This is a genomic window from Psychrobacter sp. CoH-33_TS_01 (assembly GCF_058189395.1).
The window spans coordinates 424,671-445,620 of sequence record NZ_JBVGQI010000003.1; the positions used below are offsets into that span (position 1 = coordinate 424,671).

Annotated in this window: 20 protein-coding genes; 13 read left to right on the forward strand and 7 right to left on the reverse strand. The window is 47.0% G+C overall.

Going from position 1 to position 20,950, the window contains the following annotated elements:
• Window positions 1-163 precede the first annotated feature (163 nt).
• Complete coding sequence (locus tag ACZ2XM_RS07785) at window positions 164-823, forward strand: alpha/beta hydrolase (protein ID WP_490587824.1); 660 nt, start codon at window positions 164-166, stop codon at window positions 821-823.
• A 16-nt stretch (window positions 824-839) separates the two neighbouring features.
• Here ACZ2XM_RS07785 and ACZ2XM_RS07790 read toward each other — a convergent pair whose 3' ends face one another.
• Window positions 840-995, reverse strand: coding sequence for a hypothetical protein (locus tag ACZ2XM_RS07790; RefSeq protein ID WP_490587825.1), 156 nt, complete (start codon window positions 993-995; stop codon window positions 840-842).
• Between the two features lie 29 nt (window positions 996-1,024).
• Between ACZ2XM_RS07790 and zapE the strand changes: the two genes are divergently transcribed.
• From zapE to purF, 10 genes are all read left to right on the forward strand, one after another.
• Window positions 1,025-2,149, forward strand: a complete 1,125-nt coding sequence (gene zapE / locus ACZ2XM_RS07795) for a cell division protein ZapE (protein WP_490587826.1) — start codon at window positions 1,025-1,027, stop codon at window positions 2,147-2,149.
• Between the two features lie 94 nt (window positions 2,150-2,243).
• The gene (locus ACZ2XM_RS07800; RefSeq protein ID WP_490587827.1) at window positions 2,244-2,951 is read left to right on the forward strand and encodes a nitroreductase family protein; all 708 of its coding nucleotides are present in this window, start codon (window positions 2,244-2,246) and stop codon (window positions 2,949-2,951) included.
• A 220-nt stretch (window positions 2,952-3,171) separates the two neighbouring features.
• Window positions 3,172-4,518 carry an NAD(P)H-dependent glycerol-3-phosphate dehydrogenase gene (locus ACZ2XM_RS07805; RefSeq protein ID WP_490587828.1) on the forward strand — a complete coding sequence of 449 codons (1,347 nt, stop codon included), beginning with the start codon at window positions 3,172-3,174 and terminating at the stop codon, window positions 4,516-4,518.
• Between the two features lie 70 nt (window positions 4,519-4,588).
• On the forward strand, window positions 4,589-5,044 hold the full coding sequence (sixA, locus tag ACZ2XM_RS07810; protein ID WP_490587829.1) for a phosphohistidine phosphatase SixA: 456 nt from the start codon (window positions 4,589-4,591) through the stop codon (window positions 5,042-5,044).
• A gap of 89 nt (window positions 5,045-5,133) precedes the next feature.
• The gene (gene gspL, locus ACZ2XM_RS07815) at window positions 5,134-6,384 is read left to right on the forward strand and encodes a type II secretion system protein GspL (RefSeq protein WP_490587830.1); all 1,251 of its coding nucleotides are present in this window, start codon (window positions 5,134-5,136) and stop codon (window positions 6,382-6,384) included.
• 85 nt (window positions 6,385-6,469) lie between these two features.
• Window positions 6,470-7,066, forward strand: coding sequence for a type II secretion system protein M (locus ACZ2XM_RS07820; protein ID WP_490587831.1), 597 nt, complete (start codon window positions 6,470-6,472; stop codon window positions 7,064-7,066).
• An 88-nt stretch (window positions 7,067-7,154) separates the two neighbouring features.
• Window positions 7,155-7,637, forward strand: a complete 483-nt coding sequence (locus tag ACZ2XM_RS07825) for a DUF4870 family protein (RefSeq protein ID WP_490587832.1) — start codon at window positions 7,155-7,157, stop codon at window positions 7,635-7,637.
• 305 nt (window positions 7,638-7,942) lie between these two features.
• The gene (locus ACZ2XM_RS07830) at window positions 7,943-8,977 is read left to right on the forward strand and encodes a quinone-dependent dihydroorotate dehydrogenase (RefSeq protein WP_490587833.1); all 1,035 of its coding nucleotides are present in this window, start codon (window positions 7,943-7,945) and stop codon (window positions 8,975-8,977) included.
• A 320-nt stretch (window positions 8,978-9,297) separates the two neighbouring features.
• Window positions 9,298-9,795: a CvpA family protein gene (locus tag ACZ2XM_RS07835; RefSeq protein WP_490587834.1), complete on the forward strand. Its 498-nt coding sequence runs from the start codon at window positions 9,298-9,300 to the stop codon at window positions 9,793-9,795.
• Window positions 9,796-9,990: 195 nt separating this feature from the next.
• On the forward strand, window positions 9,991-11,529 hold the full coding sequence (gene purF, locus ACZ2XM_RS07840) for an amidophosphoribosyltransferase (protein ID WP_490587835.1): 1,539 nt from the start codon (window positions 9,991-9,993) through the stop codon (window positions 11,527-11,529).
• Window positions 11,530-11,677: 148 nt separating this feature from the next.
• Here the strand turns inward: purF and ACZ2XM_RS07845 are convergent, their stop codons facing one another.
• From ACZ2XM_RS07845 to yajC, 6 genes are all read right to left on the reverse strand, one after another.
• A complete protein-coding gene (locus ACZ2XM_RS07845) occupies window positions 11,678-12,046 on the reverse strand; it encodes an AzlD domain-containing protein (protein ID WP_490587836.1) in 369 nt (122 codons plus the stop codon).
• On the reverse strand, window positions 12,046-12,741 hold the full coding sequence (locus ACZ2XM_RS07850) for an AzlC family ABC transporter permease (protein WP_490587837.1): 696 nt from the start codon (window positions 12,739-12,741) through the stop codon (window positions 12,046-12,048). The genes ACZ2XM_RS07845 and ACZ2XM_RS07850 overlap by 1 nt, the downstream gene beginning before the upstream one ends.
• 122 nt (window positions 12,742-12,863) lie before the next feature.
• Window positions 12,864-14,318: an MATE family efflux transporter gene (locus tag ACZ2XM_RS07855; RefSeq protein WP_490587838.1), complete on the reverse strand. Its 1,455-nt coding sequence runs from the start codon at window positions 14,316-14,318 to the stop codon at window positions 12,864-12,866.
• 323 nt (window positions 14,319-14,641) lie between these two features.
• The gene (secF, locus tag ACZ2XM_RS07860; RefSeq protein ID WP_490587839.1) at window positions 14,642-15,880 is read right to left on the reverse strand and encodes a protein translocase subunit SecF; all 1,239 of its coding nucleotides are present in this window, start codon (window positions 15,878-15,880) and stop codon (window positions 14,642-14,644) included.
• A gap of 9 nt (window positions 15,881-15,889) precedes the next feature.
• Complete coding sequence (gene secD, locus ACZ2XM_RS07865; RefSeq protein WP_490587840.1) at window positions 15,890-17,767, reverse strand: protein translocase subunit SecD; 1,878 nt, start codon at window positions 17,765-17,767, stop codon at window positions 15,890-15,892.
• Between the two features lie 212 nt (window positions 17,768-17,979).
• The gene (gene yajC / locus ACZ2XM_RS07870) at window positions 17,980-18,312 is read right to left on the reverse strand and encodes a preprotein translocase subunit YajC (protein WP_490587841.1); all 333 of its coding nucleotides are present in this window, start codon (window positions 18,310-18,312) and stop codon (window positions 17,980-17,982) included.
• A 578-nt stretch (window positions 18,313-18,890) separates the two neighbouring features.
• Here yajC and ACZ2XM_RS07875 point away from each other — a divergent pair.
• Window positions 18,891-20,030: a CNNM domain-containing protein gene (locus ACZ2XM_RS07875; protein ID WP_490587870.1), complete on the forward strand. Its 1,140-nt coding sequence runs from the start codon at window positions 18,891-18,893 to the stop codon at window positions 20,028-20,030.
• A gap of 169 nt (window positions 20,031-20,199) precedes the next feature.
• Window positions 20,200-20,742, forward strand: a complete 543-nt coding sequence (locus ACZ2XM_RS07880) for a hypothetical protein (RefSeq protein WP_490587842.1) — start codon at window positions 20,200-20,202, stop codon at window positions 20,740-20,742.
• The last annotated feature ends 208 nt before the right edge of the window (window positions 20,743-20,950 follow it).

Below are 20,950 nucleotides of genomic sequence, written 5' to 3' on the forward strand. Positions count from 1 at the left end.
GCCTAAAATTGATCAGTGGTTTAGAGTTGGGCGCGCATTGGCAATCTTTAAGGCAGTAAAATTTAGGCCAATAAAACTTAGGCCAGTAAAATTAAAATAAATAAACTTGCCACAAGACATGAACCAACACATAGACCAACGAATAAACAGATAAGTAGGCATTATGAGCAATAAGCAATTGATTAAAGGGCCGGCAGGATTATTAGAAGTCGACCCGCTATGGCAGCAGGGCAACCCCTTAGACCCTAATACGGATACGGTTGCCCTATTGTGTCACCCCAACCCTTTGTTTCAAGGCACAATGACCAATAAAGTGGTAACGACGATGTACCGCTTTGCTAGAGACAATGGCATGCATGCGGTGCGGTTTAACTTTCGCGGGGTAGGCGGCTCTACCGGTGAGCACGACTATGCTGTCGGCGAGATTGCAGATACCCTGAGCGTGTTACAATGGGTAGCTGAACAAACGTCTGCACGTAAGCTGTGGTTAGGCGGTTTTTCTTTTGGGGGCTATGTGGCCGCCCGCGCCGCTGAACAGTTAGAAGTCAGTCCGCATATTTGGGGCTTAGAGGACTTTGAGCTCACTCGGCTGGCCTTGATAGCGCCCTCAGTGGTGAATAATGATGCCAGCGATATCAGCCTGCCCGTCGAGCGCAGCTTTGAGATATTTGGCGATGTGGATGAGGTGATTGAGCCTGAGCTGATGCAGGAATTTGCAGAGCGCTTAGCTATCCCTTTTACCATTATCGAAGGTGCGAGCCACTTTTTTCATGGTAAGTTGGGGGAATTAAAAGAGACTTTAGAGCAGCAGTCTGCCCTTTAAAGAGCCCGTGTCTATACTAAGAGCCCATGGCCATATAGCTCGGTACACCGCCATCGATGACGCCATTTATACTGAGTCTGAGGCTGGCTAAGATAGTGGTCTTGGCAAAATAGACACTAGTAAGATAGACAGTAGCAGCGCTGTACCGACATAACGTTTTAATATTGGTCATTAAAATTTACTCACTACATGAGCACCCTTATGCCGTCCTCAAACCTATCTCCGTTACAACGTTACGAAAAAGCCGTTACGAGTGGTGACTTTACTCGTGATGAGCAGCAGTACCAAGCCATGAGCTATTTGGATGCTATTTATCATGAGCTCGATCACAATAGGCAGCAAAAAAAGGGCTTTTTTGGGTTTCTGAAAGCACAACCTGAGCCGCCAAAGGGCTTGTATATGTGGGGCGGCGTAGGTCGTGGTAAGACCTGGATGATGGACATGTTTTATGAGTCTCTCACCATGCCGCGCAAGATGCGCATGCATTTCCATCATTTTATGAAACGGGTACACAGCGAGCTAAATGCCATACAAGGTCAGGCCAATCCTTTAGAGAAAGTTGCTGATATTATTCATAAAGAAGCGGTGGTGATTTGCTTCGATGAATTTTTTGTCTCCAACGTTTCCGATGCGATGATTTTGGGCGACTTATTTACGATGCTGTTTAACCGCGGTATCACCTTAGTGGCGACGTCCAATATTGAGCCTGCAGGCTTGTATAAAGATGGCTTGCATCGAGATCGCTTTATGCCGGCTATTGCTGAGGTGGAGCGCAACACCACCGTGATGAATATCGACTCAGGGATTGACTACCGTCTGCGCGTCTTGCAACAAGCAGAACTGTACGAGTACCCACTCACCAAAGAAAACCATCACTGGTTGGCCAACCGCTTTGCTACCTTGTCAAATAATCAAAAAATTAGCAAAGAGCCGATTGAGATTAATGGCCGCGAGATTAAGATTAATGCACGCACAGAGACGATGCTCTATTGTGAATTCCGTCACCTGTGTATGGAAGCCCGCTCTGCTGGAGACTTCATTGAGCTTGCTAGTAAATTTGCCACGGTATTGATTGATAGCGTGCCGGCGCTGACCGATGATTTACGCGATCCAACGCGGCGCTTTATTTACCTAGTCGATGAGTTCTACGACCGCCGAGTGAAGCTATTGGTGCGAGCTGAGCAGTCCATTTTAGAATTATACCAAGGTGAAAAACTGGCCTTTGAGATCGAGCGTACGCGCTCACGTTTGCTAGAGATGCAATCAGAGGACTACCTCAAGCTTGAGCATAAGTTGGATGGCGAAGAAGAGGGCATGGCTATTTAGGGGGCTTGTCCTTTTATGCCTTTAATATAAGCCTCCTAATATCAAAGCTAATACAAGCAGTACAGTCAGTTGCCTTACCCATAGGATAGTAATAATGAGTCAGCCGTTAGACAGTCGTAATTTAGAGAATAGTACGCTCGATGATACCGCCACTGAGCCAAATGCCACGTCAAATAAAGCGCAGGACAGCGGCGACCACGAGCAAGGTTTTGGCAATGCTCAAGTGACGGATGAGCAATTAATCAATTGGATTAATAGCCGCCGTAGTATCGGCAATCTGAATATTCCTGCGCCCAATCATAAGCAAATCAAAGCGGCAGTGGAGTGTGCAGTGACGGCGCCAGATCATAAGAAATTACGGCCGTGGCGCTTTATTGTGACAGAAGGCAATGCCCGTCATGACTTGGGTCGTGCATTATTGGCAGCAGCAGAGGCGCAAGCCCATGCTGAGGGTGAAGAACTCACGGATAAAGCCCGCCAAAAAACTTATAATTTACCGCTGCGTGCGCCGGTCATCATCACAGTGGTCACGGCGATGCAAGAGCATAAAAAAGTGCCTGAGTTTGAGCAGATGCTGAGCGCAGGGGCCGCCGTACAGAATTTAATTTTAGCACTACAAGCCCAGGGCTTTAGTAGCGTATGGCGTACGGGCTTATTGTGTAATGAGCCGGCGGTAAAAGACTACTTTGGCGTAGCAGCTGATGATTATGTCGTCGCCTTTGTCTATACCGGCAGTCGCGGCTGTGAGATGCCACCGCGTGGGGATATCGAAGTCGACGATGTGTTGTCTTTTCGACAGTAGGCAAGCCCTTATAAGGCTTCGTTAATACAGTTGGCGTAAAGTAGCCGACAAAATATTAGATAAATTACTGACGAGTACCGTCAGCTATGATTTGCTATAAACTGTGCCATAATAAAGCTGAGCTAGATTGAGTCGTCATGGACTGCAACCCAGCTACTAATAATCCAATATCAACAATAAACCACTGAACTGATTCAGACCACAAGGAAGCGCAATTGCTATGAATACTGACCATCCTAAGCAGAATGATACCCCGAGCAGTGATGAAGCCAGTAGCGCTAATGTAGAGGCGCCCGGTTTGCTGGCTGGTATTATTGATAAAGCGACTAAGGCTCGCCTAGCGCGCAGAAAGTTGGATCCTAGTGTGGTTGAGAGTGACGTGGCGAAGTCCATGGACAAACTGTCCACTAAGGCTCCTGGCGCCTTGCGTTTAGTCTTTTTAGGGGGTGGTAGTTTTGGCACAGCCATGGCCAATTTAGCCGCTAAAAATGGTTGTGATTCAACGCTATGGGTGCGCAATAAACGCACGGTCAAGTCGTTGAATAAATTGCGTATGAATAAGAAATATCTGCCCAATTATCAATTAGATGACCGTCTAAAATTTAGCCATGACCTAAAAGAAGCTGTGTCGGATAAAGACATCATCTTTGTGGCTGTACCCAGCTCAGCCTTTCGTGAGACTTTACAGAGCATCAAGCCGTTCATCACAGGCCAGTCTATTGTCTCTTTGACCAAAGGTATGGAAAAAGATACCTTTGCTATGATGAGTGACATCATCACGGATGAGCTGCCTGAGGTAAATTTTGGCGTGATGTCTGGCCCCAATTTGGCGGTAGAGATCATGGACAACATGCCGTCGGCTACTGTGATCGCCAGTGAGTCAGAGCCCCTGCGTCATGCGGTACAAGCGGCCTTACACAGTGCGTTCTTCCGAGTCTTTGCGAGCGATGATGTGCGCGGTGTTGAGCTTGGTGGCGCCCTGAAAAATATTTATGCTATCGCGATGGGCATGGCTGCAGCTTATGAAGTCGGCGAAAACACCAAAGCTATGCTGCTCACCCGAGCGCTAGCTGAGATGAGTCGCTTTGGCGTCGCTGAAGGGGCCAACCCTTTGACCTTCTTAGGGCTATCTGGGGTAGGTGATCTCTACGCCACATGTAGCTCGGAGCTTAGCCGTAACTTTCGCGTAGGTAATATGCTGGGTAAAGGCATGACGATTGAAGCTGCGGTAAAAAAGCTGGGTCAGACGGCTGAAGGCGTGAACACTATTCAGCAAGTGCATGAAAAGGCTAGTAAGGCTGGTATTTATATGCCTATTACCCATGCTCTATATGCGGTCATCTATGAAGACCAAGCCGCGTTAGGCGTGGCACTAAACCTGATGGAAGCGGGTTTTCGCAGCGATGTAGAGTTTGTTATGCCCCACGAGCATAGCAATGAGTCGTTAAATGCGCAGATTCAGTCGGCGAGTAATGACATCGCTAGTAATAATACCGCTAGTAAAGACACTGACAGTGATGAGCCTGCGAATAATGGGGCAAATAAAAAGACTAAGCCTGCTAAATAGAATAGGTGTGGGCATGAGCGGTCTGGTTACTGATAAGCTGATGCCAACACAATAATAAGAGCACCCTGCAATGAAAATTATTCTTATGCGTCATGGTCAGGCTGAAGGCTACCGTGATGCAGACAGTACGCGACAACTGACGGCCTTTGGTCAGCAGCAAGCTAAAGAGACGGCTGACTATATCATGGCGACTTATCAGCCCGATTGTTTTGTGGTCAGTCCTTACGATAGGGCGCAGCAGACGCTCACAGCTTTGACAGAGCAAGCGCCTGAGGTGCCCGTGCATGTTTATGAGGGCATTACTCCGGCAGATGAGGCTCTAGCAGCGATTAAGGGCTTGGCTGCCTTTGACGCGGAGTGTTTGGTGGTCGTCTGTCATATGTCTATCGTTGCCTATATGGCCGCATTACTCACTGGTGAGACGCCAGAATCATTTCAATTGGCCGAAGCACGAGTTTTTGAAGTTGCCTTTGTGGCGACGGATATGGGTAAAGAATGTGATCGCTTTGTGCCAACGCAGCCCTAGGCAGACCGCTTCCATTTAGCTGTTGTTTAAAAAAATCATGCCGCTATTAATAGCCCTATCGACAATCATAGTTTAAGGATATCGCACTGGTGTTACATGTTTGGTTGAGGGGTCAACATAGCCCACTATTGCTGTGGCAGGCTGCCCAAAAGACTTGGCAGGAATATGCCGATTGGCAGCAAGTGCGTGATGCCACTAGCAAGCAGTCCGTCTGCCTCTATTTTCCTTCGCAATATGTGCAGCAGCTGCATACTGAGCTGACACCGACCCAGCTTAAGCAATTGGGGGAGACGGGTAAGCAGTATTTATTCGAAGAGATTTCTTTAATACCGGCTGAGCAGCTCAGTATCCGTGAAATCCATAATGGCCCTAGCAATCAGCCCCTTACAGCCCCGCTATACGCTATGGGACGCAATGATATTGCTGCTTGGCTACAGAGTGCGCAATTGGGCAACTTCTCTATTGTTGCGCTATTACCCGACTTTTTATTATTGCCAGTTCCTGTCGATGGTATAGGCCAACAGCTGAATCTATATCAAGACCGCCAAACTACCCTGATTCGCCAGTCTGAAGTACAAGGGATGGCCGTCAGTTATTTGCCGTTAGTGATTGAGCGCTTGCCACATCTAAGTGAAATATGCATTATCGCAGCGGTCGATGCAGTTATTAATAGCGACAGTGCTATTGATAGCGACAATGACAATATGGATGCGGTAGCAGCAAGCTTAGCTGCTCTTAAGAACAGTTTGCCGGAGCAGGCAAGTGCGGATATTATCCTGACGCCTTTAGCGGTGTCACCTATGCCCGTGGCTAATGCTGAGCGCCATTCCCTAAATTTTTATGCCAAACCCTCTAGCCTTAAACTGTCCCCTTATCTCAAAGTCACTATGATGGTGGCGGTAGCGGCGCTAGTCTTTCAGCTCAGTGCTGATGCCTTGCAGTGGTATCATTATAAGCAAGCTACGGCAGCGACGAAGCAAGCTACGGCCGCTCAGTATCAAGCTTGGTTTCCTGAAGAGCGCTTATCACCCAAAAATTCGATTCAACTGAGCCTAGAGCCAAAGCTCACCACCAATAATGCCGCAGAGTCGCAACATATTGCCCTACTGAATCGTATTGCGCCGTTAATTAAACAGTCTGCATTGACCGCTCAGGCTTTAGAGATTGAACCCACTACCCTAAGCTTTACCGTAGTAGGGGACAATCGCGACAGTCTAGACAAGTTTGCTAGTACGCTATCTGCGCAAGGGATTGAGGCCAGCCTTGGTAGTGTGAATAATAGTGAGCAAGATAAGGTGGCGGGTCAAGTGACAGTGAATATAACGCCGCCCTCTACATAAGCCCGTAACAATAGTATTTAACAGGTCAGTCACTGATATCCGGCGGCTACCATTACCTAGCCCTAACGACTATAAAATACTCCTTATGCTAAAAAAAAGCGCCTTTAGAAAAAAGACTTTAGCCAGCCGGGCTACTAGCAGTGATGCCGTATCTGCAGCAGGGGCGACTGTGGCCCGCTCGAGCAGTCCCTTGATGCAGCGGTATGAGAATTTGCAGCAGCAAATGGAGACGCGCTGGCAAGCCTTGCCGCCACGTGATAGGCTAGCTTTATCAATATTAATTGCCTTCTTACTGTTGTTCAGCGTGGGCTATGGCGGCTATACCATTCATAGTGAAGCGAATAAAAGTAAAGCGGCCTACAATACGGCGGTAGCGGATTATTTTTGGTTGCGGGCGCAAGCGGGCAATATTGATGTCAATGCCAGTAGTGGCCAACCCGCGGGCGGCAATGAAGACGCCTCTAAAGCAATGAGTGAGGCTTTACTACAGGCAGGGATTCAAGATGCTCAAGTAGCGGCCGTGGGTACTGGCGTGCAGATGAGCTTTAGTAATGATAGCCAAACCGTGGTCGCAAGGGTATTGGGACAATTGCAGCAACAAGGTTGGCAGTTTGACCGCCTAAATGTTCAGCAAAATGCCACCACCAAGCAGCTACAAGTCCAAGCCACTCTAGCGCGTTAAAGCGGTTGATCAAAAAGTCGTTAATTAAACAGCCGCCTGCTAATTTTACAGTGTATTTTTCACTATCTTATGTCAATAGGGGAACGCTATGCTGCCCAATGATCGCAACAGCACTACTAGAAATAATAGCCATAATACTGCTCCTGCACACTCAATGGCACAGCCGCCCGCATTGGCCCCAGGTGAGCGCGCGCTAATTTCGTACAATCACTTGACCTACCTTTTATATGTGCTGAGTTATTTTACAGCCGGGTTATTGTGGATTGTGCCCATCGTTATGAACTATGTAAAACGGCGTGATGCTCAAGGCACCTGGCTAGCTACCCATTTTGACTGGCAAATCAAGACCTTTTGGTACAGTATCGTGTTTTTCGTCTTAGGATTAGCGATTGTTATCTTTTCGCTAGGGGGCCTCGGGGTGAGCATCTTTGCCGAAAGCGGCCATATTGCTACTGGTTCTTTTGGCTTGCTGGCGCTCGGCTTCGTTATTCTGGGCATTACCGCATTGTGGCATTTATACCGTATTGTACGCGGTTGGATTGCTTTAATAGACCAACGCCCGGTGCCGTAGAGCTGTATTGGCCAAGGACTGACTGCCGAATGATTGGGGCGCTGCCTCATCGTATGGCGCTGCCCGTAGAGAAAAAGGCAATTGAACCACTTTGATTTTGCCTAGCCCTTTATTTACCTGATATAATTGCCGCGCTTAAGCAGTAGGCGCGAGCACCAGCAAGGGCATTGGTCTGTAATAGCGGCTGCTTGCAAAGTTTCACTACGGACCCGGCGCCTAATGTTTTACACTGGTGTCAGCGAACGCACCCATATTTTGCTATTTCTTTCCTTTATTTTCTAAACAACTTAGGTATCCTCCGAATTATGTCCTACGCTTTGTTTCGCCCTTTATTGTTTAATATGGATCCAGAACGCGCGCATGACATGACTCTAGCGTTACTAGATAAAGCCCACAAGGCGCGAGCGCTAGGCTTTGTCTACGGTCAGCAAGCTTTGCCGGTGGATAGTATGGGGCTGCGCTTTTCAAACCCAGTAGGGTTGGCAGCAGGCTTGGACAAAAACGGCGACTATATCGATGCCTTAGCTGAATTGGGTTTTGGCTTTATCGAAATTGGTACGGTGACCCCGAAGCCGCAAGCCGGTAATGACAAACCGCGGCTATTTCGCATTAAGCAGGCCGAAGCCATTATCAACCGTATGGGCTTTAATAATAAGGGCGTCGATCACCTGGTTGAAAACGTAAAACGCTGCAAATACAAAGGCAATATTGGCATTAATATCGGCAAAAATGCGGTCACGCCCGTAGAGAATGCAGCAGATGATTATGTCTATTGTCTAGAGCGTGTTTACCCACATGCCTCTTATATTACGGTCAATATCTCATCACCGAATACCGCCAACTTACGTGACTTGCAAAGTGGTGAGGCGCTAACGGCACTATTGGACACGATTAAAGAGCGTCATAATCAATTGGCGACCGAATACGGCTTTTACGTACCGCTAGTGCTCAAAGTAGCGCCAGATTTAGACGAGTCGCAGATAGACTATATCTCTCAGCAGTTAATAGACTTCGAAATAGATGGTCTTATTACCACCAACACCACCTTGAGCCGAGTCGGTGTCGAGGACTTGCCCGATGGCGATCAAATGGGCGGCTTATCGGGTCGTCCGGTCAGCCATCTAAGCACATTAGTCTTGCAACAGTTTGCTGAGCGTCTGGATCATAAAGTCGCGCTAGTGGGGGTCGGTGGTATCGATAGTGGCGCCAAAGCCGTTAAAAAGATAGAAGTCGGTGCCGATCTCGTACAGCTATATACTGGGCTAATCTATGAAGGACCCGGTTTGGTGCAGTCATGTATTCAGGCTATCGGCGGCTATTACGATACCTTAGGTGAATAAGGTAAGACTAATAGTCTAAAAGTTATAAGCTATGGTGAGTAATTTAAGCTGGACAGTCTAAGGAGAATAAGCGTAGGGGAATAACTCAGTTATTTACCTATTAGCATTATTTCCTTAGTAAAATGCCGCCATACTAGAGCGTGTTTTTAACTGGATAAGTGTTAATTGAATTAGTGTTAATTGAATTAGTGTTAATTGAATTAGTGTTATCCCTTCAAAATACCTAAAGATACTCTTATTGAAAAGTCAGCGTTATCAACCAACCGATTTGTTAAAAAAAGCAGCGGTCTCGCAAAACCAACTATACTAGAGGGCAGTAAATGAGCGGATTGGATATTCTGATTGCTATCATAGTCCTTATTGGCTTATGGCGCGGCTTTCAGGCGGGTCTAGTAAAAGCCGCGTTAGGGCTAGTAGGGTGGTTTATTGCCCTGATTGCCGCCTCACGTCTAGCGGATAGCTTTGCCCCGCAAATGGCCGGTTTTGTGCAAAGCCCCGTATTGCAAAGGGCTCTTGCATTTTTACTCGTTGTCCTCATTGTAATTGCTAGTATGCACTTGATAGCGGCCGTATTTTCTAGTGCTCTAAAAGCGCTCAATCTCGGTTTTATCGATAAGATTGGCGGCGCTGTAGTAGGGGCTGGCAAGAATGTGTTGGTGGTGTTGGTCATGCTGAGTGTGGTAGCGCCGTTATTGATACAAATGCCGATTTGGCAACGCTCGGTCCTAGCTCCCGAATTAATGCCTTTTGCGCCTGTCGCTCAAACTATGACCAAAGAAGTGCTAGGCGTGGCTTGGAATAAGGTTAATGCGCCTTAAGCTATATGCTATTACTCACTGACTATTCATATATAATTCAGCACCTAATCTTCTCTAAATTTAAGTCGTAAAAAGTCAATCAAACTATTGATTGCAAAGGGTATCGTTGGTGACGTCGCCTAATAGCGGCAGCCCATGGTGCGCTTTATGTTTAATCCGTTACATTAACCGTTAGCTAAACATTAAGGTATAACTATGTGTGGAGTCGTTGGGGTTGCAGCGCATGAGCCGGTCAACCAAATCTTGTATGATGCATTAACGATGCTACAGCACCGTGGCCAAGACGCCGCTGGTATTGTCACCCTGCAAGATGGCCGTTTATATTTGCGTAAAGAAAACGGCATGGTACGCGACGTGTTTATGACCCGTCATATGCTCAGACTGGTCGGTAAGTTCGGTATCGGCCATGTGCGTTACCCCACTGCAGGCACCTCAAGCAGTGCTGAAGCGCAGCCATTCTATGTCAACTCACCTTATGGCATTACTTTGGCACACAATGGCAACCTGACCAATGCAGAAGCCTTAGCTAAATCATTGTATGAAGAAGACCGTCGCCACTTAAACACCGACTCTGACTCTGAAGTATTGCTCAACGTCTTAGCGCATGAGATGCAAGCGCTGGGCAAGACACATGCTAGTGCTGACGATATCTTTACTGCAGTCAAATCAGTTTATGAGCGTTTAGAAGGCGCTTATGGCGTAGTCGCGCTGATTACGGGCCATGGCTTATTGGCTTTCCGCGACCCCAACGGTATTCGCCCGCTGATTTTCGGTGAGCGTTTGGCCCCCAATGGTGGCACTGAATATATGGTAGCGTCAGAGTCGGTCGCTTTGACCGGTTCAGGCTTTAGCATCATCCGTGATGTGCGCCCAGGCGAAGCCATCTTTATCGACTTAGACCATAACCTGCATACTCAGCAGTGTGTCGAAGCGAAAGAATATACGCCTTGTATCTTCGAATACGTTTATTTCGCCCGTCCTGATTCGATTATGGACAATATCTCTGTCTATAAATCACGCCTGCGTATGGGTGAAAAATTAGCACAAAAGATTATGAAAGAATGGGGTGAAGATCACGATATCGATGTGGTCATTCCTATTCCAGACACTTCGCGTACCTCAGCGATGGAACTGGCGCTGAAGATGAATGTTAAGTACCGCGAAGGTTTTATGAAAAACCGCTATATCGGCCGTACTTTCATCATGCCAGGGCAGCAACAGCGCAAAAAATCAGTGCGTCAAAAGCTCAGCGCGGTGCCTTTAGAATTCAAAGGTAAAAATGTACTGTTGGTCGATGACTCTATCGTCCGTGGTACCACTTGCCACGAAATTATCCAAATGGCGCGTGATGCCGGTGCTCGTAAAGTATTCTTTGCCAGTGCAGCGCCACCGGTGAAGTACCCGAACGTCTACGGTATCGACATGCCAGTGCGTAGCGAGTTGATTGCCTCGGGTCATAGCGTCGAAGAAGTTCGCGATATCATCGGGGCGGATCGTCTGATTTTCCAAGACTTGGATGATTTGATTGATGCGGTCAAAGATACTAAGCATAGCCGCGTAGAAGGCTTTGATTGTGCGGTATTTAATGGCTGCTATATCACCGGTCAGATTAATGAAGCTTATCTTGACTATCTGCAAGAGCAGCGTAGTGAGACCGCTAAGACTGGCAAAAAAGGCGTGCAAGTGGTGGCGGACACCCCAGTTGATATGACCGGTGTTACCGAGCAAGGCTAATTGATTTTTAAAAGCATTCTATTATTAAGTTTTCATCATAAGTGACGGGGACTTAATAATATTCGTGTTAATTAGCCTAATAAAAAAGCCACGATCCTAATCCGATCGTGGCTTTTTTATGGTGAAATTTTAGTCTAAGTATGTTTATCTAAGCCAATAACCACAAGATAGCATTCAGCGCTGCGATACCTGCAATCATGCTGACCAATAACTGCCGGCTCCAATGATAAATAGCTAAGACAATGACTAAAGCCCCAATCTGTGCGGTCAGCATGGCGACTTGCCCAGCTTCTGCAGTGAGCGTAAAGCCAGTAAACAAGCCTTGATACGAGAGGCTGGTCAAGATTAATAATACCAACACGGCTAACGGCAAGCGCTCATTGAGACGGTGGAGCCAAGGGGTGTTTAACAGGCGCTGGGGAATAAGTGCAGGTAGGGCGCGGGTAATAAAAGTCACCACCGCCATAGCGATAATGGCATACAGTAAGTAGCTGTTCATGTTCATCATGTCGGCCATTAGCGCTCTCCTTTAGCAGATGAATGGGAGAAGTGACTGAGCATAGTGGGGGTCAAAATCATTAAGATACTAATAAAAATAGCGACGATTAGCAGCCAATCAGTGCTGAAGAAACTGGCTATTATCAAAGCGATAGCGCCAACGATTATAGGCCGGCTGCTGTTAATTAGACGGTACTGCTCATACGCTAAGATGGCAAACAGACAGACAATAGCGAAATCTAAATGCGGCACCCAATCATTCAGTACAGGACCTATTAAGACCCCGAGCGCACTGGCGATAATCCACCAGCTTTGATTGAATAAACTCACCGGTAGAATTAACGCTTTCCGCTCTTGCACAGGCAAACTGGTCAATACCGAAAAGGTCTCATCGGTTAAGGCAAATAAGCAATAGGTACGGGCTAGCTTTTGGGTTGGCAGACTCTCGAGGAGCGGTAAGGCGTAAAACACGTGACGCAGGTTAATGGCGGCGATATTCGTCGCTATGTTCCCTATAGGCAGTCCTGCGCTCAACATGGGTAAACAAGCATACTGTGCGGCTCCGGCATAGAGCAAAACGCTTAATAATAAGGTCGCCCAAACGGGCAGTCCTGCAACGCCAGCCAAGACCCCAAAGGCGATGCCAGCAGGCAAATAGCCCATCGCCACGGGCAAGCTGCGCTGCAGACCTGCCCGCCAATCATGATTTGTCATACGGTTATTTCCAATCTATTTTAATTGCGAATGTTATTATTTTTTCAGTTCAGTTCAGTTCAGTTCAGTTCAGTTCAGTTCAGTTCAGTTCAGTTCAGTTCAGTTTTCACTAAATGGTTGTACTAGATAATTTGCTCAGGCTGATCAGCCAACGTGATGCGGGTCAAATAAATACTGAGGATTAAAAGCCGCAGCAGCAGTAAACTACAGACACTGAGCCAAATGCCATGCATACCAAATTGGCTATATAGCAAGAAACTTAACGGGAAGAATATCACCGCCAATATTAAGGCGGCATTGCGAATCACATGACCCGCTGTCAGTCCGAAAAACACCCCATCTAACCAATAAGCACCGACCCCAATGACCGGCAGTAAAATCGCATACCAGCGATAATCAGAGGCTAGGGCGATAACGTCTGGCAAATCCGTCATCATAGGTAAGTAGTAAGGCATACCTAACCACCAAATCATGGTCAGCACCGTGGCTAAGCCATAACTGACGATGCCAGTACGTTTAATAATTAAGCGAAATTGATCCCAGTCGCGCCGGCCTGCCGCTTGCCCACTGAGGGTCTCGGCGGCCACTGCAACCCCGTCTAAAGCTAGCGCTGAGATAGTTAATACCTGCAATAAAATCGTATTTGCGGCCAACACCAAATCGCCACTCATAGCAGATAACCGCGTGACCCAAGCAAAGCTGATGGTTAAGACCAAGGTGCGAATAAAAATATCTTTATTGAGCAAAAATAGCCTAAGCATCTTATCGCGAGTAAACTCCCGACGGTCTAGCGTGAATAACTCACGTAACGATATCTGCAAATGCACTTTGACCAGATACATCGCAATGATAAAGCCAATCCAATAGGCGATAGTCGTGCCTAAGGCCACGCCTGCCAGTCCCATATTCGCCCCATAGACCAACGATAAGGTCAGGATGATATTTAGGGCAGCGATAGCGCTTTGTTGATAGAGCAGATAGCGGGTACGTCCTTGGCCGGCAAACCAACCAATAAAGGCGAAGTTCATCAGCTCCGCCATCACACCCCAAAGACGTACATCCAGATAGGTCTTAGCGGCTTCACCACTGGCCGGATTAGCAGCCAATAACTGCAGGCCAATATCAATAATCCAAGGCTTTAATAGCAGCAGCACAGCCCCAATAGCCAAGCCGATAAGTAGGGCGCGTTGTAATATCGATAGTAGCTTTGGTGCAGCAAGTTGGTGCGGACTTAGCGGTTTAATTGGCTTAACCGTGGCATCAGATGTGCTAGCCAAGTCCTGAGTATTACTAGTAGGATTATCACGAGTAGCATTGCCCAAAGCCTGTGCAGATAGCCCTGAAGACGCATATTGCAAGAAGTTAAAGCTGACCAGTAGTAGCGTTAATAGTTGAATCGCTAAGCCCATTCCAGCTAGGTTCGCCGCCTCTGGCATATGCCCCACAATGGCCGTATCGATAACGCTTTGTAGGGGCATGGCTAAATTAGCCAGTACTACAGGGACAGCAATGGCGACGATATAACGATAGCGACTATCCACAGCAGGTTTTGTGGTAGCAGCTTGGGAGGAGGACATATCAGACATAGAGATATCAGGCTTGTAATCAATAGGCAAACGAACAGCAAAGGGGTGAGTGAGCGTAGACGAATGCGTTATAGCTTACCGTCTAAAATAGCATCTAGGGCAAAAATTATAGAAAAATACAGGTAATAAACAAGTTTTGCCGTATACCCTATATTTACTCTAATAAAATAAAAAGAAATTTGCTCTAATAAAATAATAGAAAAGCACCTAAGGATAGGTGCTTTTCTAGGGAGTGACTCAACTAAGGGACTAAACCAAGCTACAGCAACTTCTGTTGAGCTCTAGTTTAGGTCTCAACCTAATCTTTAAACACCTTAGTCTTCAAACATCTTAGGATCATTAAAGCTGACCACTTCTTCTTCAAACTCAGGCTTCACTTTGACGACGAAATCATCACGCGATAGGCCCATGCGCAGCGGGATAGAGCTGGCGATATAAGTTGAAGAATAAGTACCGGCCAATAGACCAATGAATAGCGCTACTGAGAACCAGTATAGGCCATCACCGCCTAAGAACATCATGGCCAATACCACCAATAATACGGTAGTGATGGTCATGATAGTACGGCGTAAAGTCTCAGTGAGCGATAAGTTCAAGATTTGACGAGGGGTAATACCACGGACGCGGCGGAAGTTCTCACGGATACGGTCATAGACCACGATAGTATCGTTTAGAGAATAACCGATTAGGGCTAATACCGCGGCCAATACCGTTAAGTCAAATGGCCAACCAAATAGCGCAAACACACCCACGACGACAATAGCATCATGAAATAGTGAGACTACCGCACCTAGTGCCAGTTTGAACTGGAAACGCAGCGCCACATAACCTAGCATAGAAATCAAAGCTAATGCCAATGCCATGACTGAGTTCAGGTAAATTTCATTACCAACCTGACTACCAATGATGTTGACATTACTGATTGTAACTTTGTTATTCGGTAGCGTCAGAGCAGAGGTCAAATTAGCGTTTAAGCCATCGACGTTATCCGACTGCGGCGGTAGGCGGATCAGTAGCTCTTCACGGGTGCCTAAGTACTGTACAACTGCATCATCAAAACCATCTTTTGCCAAGGCGGCTACGACTTCTTTCTGTTCGACTGGCTGCTCATATTTCACATCAGCAGAGACCCCACCGGTGAAATCAAGTCCTAAGTTCAGACCGTTTACAGCAATCGCAATGATACTGCCGATGACCAATAGGAATGACAGCCAAGCCATTGGTTTCTCGATTTTCATAAAGTCGATAATGCGCTGGTTGCCGATGGCTTTAATACCACCTTCAGCCATAGCTGCGGCATCATCCGCACTGTCAGCGGTCTCTACTAAGTCGCTAGTAGAGGGGGTAGGCGTTTTGCTCAAACTGGTGCTGCTAGCCGCCTTATTTAGCGTGGCGTCATTGGTAGTGGCATTGCTGCCCTTACCATCACGACGCGGCTGGCCACGACGTCTACGGCGACGCTCAGCCGGGGTTAGGTTGGCATCGTCAGTAGGGGTACTCGAGCCACCTGTGGAGGTGCTGCCTGAGTTCGGGTTATTTTGTTCAATAGCCATGATAATCTCCTAGCCGATGCTCAATTTCTTGATGGATTTGCGTCTACCATAGGCCAGCTGCACTAAAGCGCGCGTGACTAAGATGGCGGTAAACAATGAGCAGATGATACCAATCGCTAAGGTGATGGCGAAGCCTTTAATGGGGCCGGTACCAATCGCAAAGAGAATAAAGGCCACTAACAAGGTCGTGAGGTTAGCATCAAAGATACTACTAAAGGCACGGTCGAAGCCGGCAGTAATAGCAGACTTTGGCCTGACCCCATTGGCGAGCTCCTCACGGATACGCTCAAAGATTAGCACGTTGGCATCAACGGCCATACCAATGGTCAGTACGATACCTGCAATACCCGGTAGAGTGAGCGACGAGCCTAAGATAGACATAATCGCAATCATCATCACGACGTTGATAGCGAGCGCAACGTTCGCAATAACCCCGAATAGACGATAAAAGATAATCATGAATACGAAAACCAGCAGATAACCGATACGCGTCGACGTTAAGCCTTTATCGATATTATCTTGACCCAATGAAGGACCAATGGTGCGCTCTTCAACAAAGTACATCGGCGCTGCTAGAGCACCTGAGCGTAATAGTAGGGCAAGCTCAGCCGCTTCTGCATTGCTATCTAGACCCGTAATACGGAAAGAAGAGCCTAGTACCGCTTGAATATTGGCACGGTTAATCACTTTAGTTTCAGCATAAGGGGTACGGACTTCGACCGTCTCACCCGTAGTAGCATCTTCTTCAAAAGTGACACGCTGTTTATTTTCAATAAACAATACCGCCATCTGATCACCAACCGCTTGCGCTGTGGCGTTCTGCATCAGCTTACCACCCGCGCTATCTAGCGTGATGTTCACTTCAGGACGGCCATTCTCATCGAGACTGGTTTGGGCATTGGTGACTTTGTCACCGGTCACAATGGCTTGACGCTCAAGTAGTACAGGCGGGCCATCTAGGCTGCCGAATGGGAAAGCTTCTGTCCCTGCTGGCGCAATACCACCCGTATAGTTTTCGCTATTTTTAGCGACCATACGGAACTCAAGGTTCGCAGTACGACCGAGGACACGTTTAGCCTCTGCAGTATCTTGCACCCCAGGCAGTTCGACGACAATACGGTTGGCGCCTTGCGACTGTACTAGCGCTTCAGCTACGCCCAACTCATTGATACGATTGCGTAGCGTGGTCAAGTTTTGCCCGACCGCGTACTGATTAATCTCATCAATGGTGGCGTCGTTATAAGTCATGATTAGCGCAGGGCCTTGCTTGTCTATAGAAGACTGCAAGTTAAAAGTCGTGCCCATACTGCCTTGGAGTATATTCTGCGCGCGATCACGAGTAGTCGTATCCGCAAAGTGCAGGGTGACGCCTTTAGGGTCCGTCTTGATCCCTTTCACGGCGATACGCTCAGTGCGTAAATCACGACGGATGTCACGACTGGCACTGGTCAAACGCTGCTCTAAAGCCTTATTCATATCGACTTCAAGGACAAAGCGTACGCCCCCTCGTAAATCGAGGCCGAGCTTCATCGGACGCGCGCCCAGATCACGTAGCCACTGGGGCGTAGTCTGCGCTAAGTTTAAGGCGACGACATAGTCATCTCCCAAGTCTTTTCTCAGGACTTCTTGAGCTCTAAGCTGCTGCTCTGGATTGTCGAGACGCAGTAGCGCACTATTGCCTTCAAAGCTGCCACCATGATAGTTAATATCGGCGGCTTTGAGCAAAGCTTGCGCTTCGGTCAGCACATCTTCCGTCAGCTGTGTCCCGGCAGATTCACTGGTAATCTGTACCGCGTCTTCATCAGGATAGAGATTGGGAAGGGCATACAGTCCGGAGAAGAACAGCACGATGACAATGAGTATATATTTCCAAGCTGGATATTGCATAATCACTTCTTAATATTGACTAGGACAGGCTAGCTAGGACAGAAAAGCGTCTGATTCATTGCAAATAATGCAATAAGAGCAGACGCCATGATCGCTAACAACAGAGTGTACTCCGTTTATATTGCTAGACCTTAAGCCGGTACCAAACTACTATAAACGGACAGTCATACTCCGCGCTGGCGACTTTAAGCTGCGCAGCTAACGGCGATTATTTAGAGACTGTCGATCGTACCAGCTGGTAATACAGAAAGTACTGAAGCGCGTTGTACTTTGATATCTGTATTATTATTTAGGCTTACTACGGCGTAGTCACCTTCTAGCTTTTTGATACGACCCATCAAGCCACCAGCGAAAATCACTTCGCTACCGACTTTCAAGGCTTCAATCATAGCGCGATGTTCTTTAGTACGCTTTGATTGTGGACGGATAATTAAAAAGTAAAAAATAGCGAAAAAGGCGATAGGTAATAATAGTTGACCGAATAAACCTGTGATGCCACCGGCAACTTCGTCAGCGGCATGGGCAGATTGAATTAAAAAGCTCATAATTGTCTCATATTGATTCAGGGATAAAATATGACGCATAGTAACAAAAATTGCCGCACTTGGTAACTGTTAATCCATGGGCATAAGTATTTTTGTGCACTAGCTTGTCAGTACAGGGTGTATGATTTACTATGGCTAAACTTGTCGACTTAGATAAATGTTGAGGGATAACAATAATAGAGGGCACTAGGCTATATAGTCAAAGGGCTACTTTGGGCCTGTCTCATAAAAGCCGCCAGCCTTTAGTAAACCAGCCCTATAGTAAAGATGAACGCGGCAGTATGCTAGTGGCTAGTAGTCCCCCTTGATAGTTTGCTACGATTGCCCAATATAGTCTGCCTAGCGCTTATCCTTTACGCTATCATAATCCCTTTATTTTATTTAGGTTACCCCCCTTTTTCAACACAGTTGTGTATTGTCACCCTATGAGTAAATCTAAAAATTCTGAACCTCCGCCGGCCAGCGCCGGTATGCCATCTGACCGTTCGTTATTAGGGGAGAGCGTCTCTCTTGATACCGCAGTCGTGCTTCCACTATCAGGGCTAGCGAAAGTCCTGGCTGTGCTCGCGGCTACAGCTATGCCCATGAGTGTATGGGCAGCGGACAGTGTCGTAGAGCCTACCACCAGCAATATCCTGCTGTTGGTATTCTTTATTGTGATGGCTATCGGCATCTCCTTTATCTGCTCTATGGCGGAGTCGGTACTGCTGAGTATGACCCCGTCATTCATTGCGGATATCCGTGAGGAAAATCCTGCTAAAGCGGATATGTTGAAGCGCCTGAAGGTCGATAATGTTGACCAGTCGTTGGCCGCTATCTTAACCTTGAATACCATGGCCAATACTTTAGGCTCTATTGGAGCAGGGGCGCAGGCCACGATCGTTTTCGGTAGTGCCTGGTTTGGCCTATTCTCTGCGCTAATGACCTTGGCTATTTTGACGTTTTCGGAGATTATTCCTAAAACTTTGGGTACGGTCTACTGGCGTCAGTTAAGCGGGCTGGTGGCGTATTTTGTCCGTGGCATTATTCTGTTGCTGTACCCGCTCATCTGGTTGTCAGAGCGTCTCACTAAGATGTTGGTACGTGGCAAAGACTCGAATGTCTTTAGCCGTCGTGAATTTGCTGCTTTAGCGAGTGTGGGCGAAGAGTCGGGACAAATTGATCCTTTAGAGTCGCGTATTATTCGTAACCTATTAGCGTTTGGCGCCATTAAAGTCGAAGATATTATGACTCCGCGCTCAGTCATGTTGGCATTTGAAGAGTCCATGACGGTCGCAGAAGTGTTAGCAGAACGCCCCAAACTTATCTTTTCACGTCTGCCCATTTATGACCAAGAGCTAGATAATATTATCGGTTTTGTACTCAAGACCGATATGCTACTGGCCAAAGCCAACCATGCGATGAATAAGCCGCTCAATCAGTTTAAACGCGATATTACTTTTGTTTTCTCAAAAATGAAGCTATTTGACTTACTAGACTTGATGCTAAAAGAGCATATTCATATTGCTATCACAGTCGGCGAGTATGGTGAAGTCAAAGGACTGGTCACTTTAGAAGACGTCTTAGAGACACTTTTGGGGCTAGAGATTGTCGATGAAATAGATAAAGTAGAAGATATGCAGGCCCTAGCACGCCAGTTGATGGATAAGCGGGTAGAGCGTCTCGGTATGAAGCTGCATGACGATGATATTTACAACGAAAGCATGAGTGATTCATAGGGTTGGCAGTCAGTTAAACAAGCCCTACACCGGTTGTTACATCACTGTTATATTAACGTGGTAATCTAAACTGACAACGCTTGCGTTTAGCAGTCCCCAGGCCTAGCCATTATTTAATAATAAAACGACAGCTATACGAATTCAGCGGTCCAGATTGAAGGAAGTATTTATGAAAATCACGAAAAAATTCCACAATAAAAAAGCTATAACCACAGCATTCCGTATGCTATTCACAGCGCAGTCGGCAAAGCGCGCCCTATACGGCATGAGCATTGTCACAGCAGGGGCATTAGCGGCTACCACTATGATGAGTGCGCAGGCAGCTCCTATTACAGAAAGTGCGGTTACTGGGTATGCGTCGGCTATGAAGAACGCGGCCAATAGCCAAAACATCGCCCAAGTGGCTACCTTAGTCTCTGATGATGCTTTGATTTCTTTATCGCGTAAGGGCAAGACGACAAGCTTAGATAAAGATGCTTACTTAAAGCTTTTACAAAGAAGCTGGGAGCAAACGCAAAACTATCGTTACGATATCTCGATTAGTAATATTGTGACTTCAGGCGATCAAGCTAAAGCGGATGTCAAAACTGTAGAAACTTGGACTAGAGATGGTCAGAATGTCTCGTTTGTGACCTCATCACGCGTGACGCTAGCTTCAGGTAGTGGCAATGCAGTACTATTGCGAGCCGTTTCGCAAGTGACTATTAACTAATAATTAAATAATCAATTAACTAACTTGTAATAATCCAAGCGCTTAATAATTTAAGCACTCACCAACTTATTGCTAGTTAATTTTTTATGGTTGTTGATACTGCTAATCGCCTTTACTGCTGTTGAACGGCCCACGTATTGTGGGTCTCTCGCTTTTATTTACTAATGAATTAGGACGTCTCCTATTATTTATTGTAAGTGAATTGTGA

What these genes read in the sequence shown, in the direction of transcription:
- zapE (WP_490587826.1), top strand. Translation starts at nt 1,025, where the DNA reads ATGCCGTCCTCAAACCTATCTCCGTTACAACGTTACGAAAAAGCCGTT.
- secF (WP_490587839.1), bottom strand. Translation starts at nt 15,880, where the DNA reads ATGGCTATTGAACAAAATAACCCGAACTCAGGCAGCACCTCCACAGGT.
- ACZ2XM_RS07820 (WP_490587831.1), top strand. Translation starts at nt 6,470, where the DNA reads ATGCTAAAAAAAAGCGCCTTTAGAAAAAAGACTTTAGCCAGCCGGGCT.
- ACZ2XM_RS07880 (WP_490587842.1), top strand. Translation starts at nt 20,200, where the DNA reads ATGAAAATCACGAAAAAATTCCACAATAAAAAAGCTATAACCACAGCA.
- purF (WP_490587835.1), top strand. Translation starts at nt 9,991, where the DNA reads ATGTGTGGAGTCGTTGGGGTTGCAGCGCATGAGCCGGTCAACCAAATC.
- ACZ2XM_RS07835 (WP_490587834.1), top strand. Translation starts at nt 9,298, where the DNA reads ATGAGCGGATTGGATATTCTGATTGCTATCATAGTCCTTATTGGCTTA.
- yajC (WP_490587841.1), bottom strand. Translation starts at nt 18,312, where the DNA reads ATGAGCTTTTTAATTCAATCTGCCCATGCCGCTGACGAAGTTGCCGGT.
- ACZ2XM_RS07785 (WP_490587824.1), top strand. Translation starts at nt 164, where the DNA reads ATGAGCAATAAGCAATTGATTAAAGGGCCGGCAGGATTATTAGAAGTC.
- ACZ2XM_RS07850 (WP_490587837.1), bottom strand. Translation starts at nt 12,741, where the DNA reads ATGACAAATCATGATTGGCGGGCAGGTCTGCAGCGCAGCTTGCCCGTG.
- secD (WP_490587840.1), bottom strand. Translation starts at nt 17,767, where the DNA reads ATGCAATATCCAGCTTGGAAATATATACTCATTGTCATCGTGCTGTTC.
- ACZ2XM_RS07825 (WP_490587832.1), top strand. Translation starts at nt 7,155, where the DNA reads ATGCTGCCCAATGATCGCAACAGCACTACTAGAAATAATAGCCATAAT.
- ACZ2XM_RS07805 (WP_490587828.1), top strand. Translation starts at nt 3,172, where the DNA reads ATGAATACTGACCATCCTAAGCAGAATGATACCCCGAGCAGTGATGAA.
- ACZ2XM_RS07800 (WP_490587827.1), top strand. Translation starts at nt 2,244, where the DNA reads ATGAGTCAGCCGTTAGACAGTCGTAATTTAGAGAATAGTACGCTCGAT.
- sixA (WP_490587829.1), top strand. Translation starts at nt 4,589, where the DNA reads ATGAAAATTATTCTTATGCGTCATGGTCAGGCTGAAGGCTACCGTGAT.
- ACZ2XM_RS07830 (WP_490587833.1), top strand. Translation starts at nt 7,943, where the DNA reads ATGTCCTACGCTTTGTTTCGCCCTTTATTGTTTAATATGGATCCAGAA.
- ACZ2XM_RS07875 (WP_490587870.1), top strand. Translation starts at nt 18,891, where the DNA reads ATGCCCATGAGTGTATGGGCAGCGGACAGTGTCGTAGAGCCTACCACC.
- ACZ2XM_RS07790 (WP_490587825.1), bottom strand. Translation starts at nt 995, where the DNA reads ATGACCAATATTAAAACGTTATGTCGGTACAGCGCTGCTACTGTCTAT.
- ACZ2XM_RS07845 (WP_490587836.1), bottom strand. Translation starts at nt 12,046, where the DNA reads ATGGCCGACATGATGAACATGAACAGCTACTTACTGTATGCCATTATC.
- ACZ2XM_RS07855 (WP_490587838.1), bottom strand. Translation starts at nt 14,318, where the DNA reads ATGTCCTCCTCCCAAGCTGCTACCACAAAACCTGCTGTGGATAGTCGC.